Origin of the sequence: Vibrio ulleungensis (genome assembly GCF_016900875.1) — a bacterium.
Lineage (GTDB): Bacteria > Pseudomonadota > Gammaproteobacteria > Enterobacterales > Vibrionaceae > Vibrio > Vibrio ulleungensis.
This window is the reverse complement of the sequence record NZ_JAFEUM010000021.1, coordinates 1-1,322: the sequence shown is the minus strand read 5'-3', so window position 1 is coordinate 1,322 and position 1,322 is coordinate 1. Positions and strand designations below refer to the sequence as shown.

Below are 1,322 nucleotides of genomic sequence, written 5' to 3'. Positions count from 1 at the left end.
TTTAATGAGATGGTACGTCCCTCTTCACAGCTAAACTTAACCTATGTTTAGCGCTCAAAGGAAGGTGTCCCATGTCAACAGCTCATATCATTGGTATTGACCTAGGTAAAAATACATTCCACATCGCCGCTCATGACAAAAGTGGCAATGAACTTTTTAGAAAGAAACTATCACGTAAGAAGTTACTTGAATTCTTATCTTGTAGAGAGCCTTCAATCATTGCGATGGAATCATGTGGTGGCGCACATTGGCTTGCTAGAAAATGTGAGTCGTTAGGGCATATTGCGAAACTCATCCCTCCCCAATACGTTAAGCCGTACGTAAAAACTAATAAAAACGATTTTATTGATGCATGTGCTATTGCGGAGGCTGCATCAAGACCATCAATGCGATTTACCAGTCATAAAACCGAATCAGCTCAGATTATTTCAACATTAAGAAAGCTCAGAAACGGCTACATCAGAGAGCGTACAGCGTGCATGAATCGGATAGGCTCTATATTACTCGAATTTGGAGTCAGCTTACCCAAAGGCCATGCTGCTATGAAAAAGCTGTTTCAGTGGCTTGCTGATGAGGGACATTATGTGCCACCGCAAATAATCTTCGAGCTAAGCGAGTTGCTCGAGCATTATGAAGTACTGAATCAAAAGATTGAAAACCAACAGGCTAAGGTGGAAAAGTTACTTGCAGAAGATCCACAGATGACACAACTACAAACCATACCAGGAGTCGGTCCAGTGATAGCAAGCGCATGCCTTTCATCTATTGGTAACCCAACAGATTTCAAAAATGGGAGAAATTTCGCAGCTTGGATTGGTCTAGTACCAATTCAGTATTCTACAGGAGGCAAGACCACAATGTTGGGCATTTCAAAACGAGGGAACCGAGAATTAAGGACGTTGTTCATTCACGCCGCTCGTTCAATTTTATGGAGAGATAAATCTGCCGAGAAGTACTTCGGTAACTGGCTTATGGACCTTAAGCAAAGGAAGCCTTTCAATGTTGCTGTCGTCGCGTTAGCAAACAAGCTTGCCAGGATAGCGTGGTCTGTAATGACAACGAATAAACCCTTTTTAATCAAAGCTTAAATCAAATTTGCAATGGATAAAAAAGATGACAAAACGGTTAGACCACCAGATTGAAAACCTGTTGCCCCAAACAGCAACTTAGTGTGCTTTTCATTTTGCGAGGACAATCTGGCGCGAACCTCATCGTAGAGCTGAGCCTTTAGGTCTCAATTAAGACTCTGAATATATTAGCGCAAATCAGCTCGTTATCTGGTTATCTACTTGCAATAACGGGACGTACCATATATTGGGGCA

The 1,322-nt window shown here is 42.0% G+C and carries 1 protein-coding gene; it reads left to right on the top strand.

Features of this window, described 5'->3' with window-relative positions; all coding sequences use genetic code 11:
• Nucleotides 1-71: 71 nt before the first annotated feature.
• Nucleotides 72-1,088, top strand: coding sequence for an IS110 family RNA-guided transposase (locus JQC93_RS20195; protein WP_205160108.1), 1,017 nt, complete (start codon nucleotides 72-74; stop codon nucleotides 1,086-1,088).
• Nucleotides 1,089-1,322: the final 234 nt, after the last annotated feature.

Excerpts from the sequence above, each read along its gene's own strand:
- JQC93_RS20195 (WP_205160108.1), top strand. The coding sequence starts at position 72 with ATGTCAACAGCTCATATCATTGGTATTGACCTAGGTAAAAATACATTC.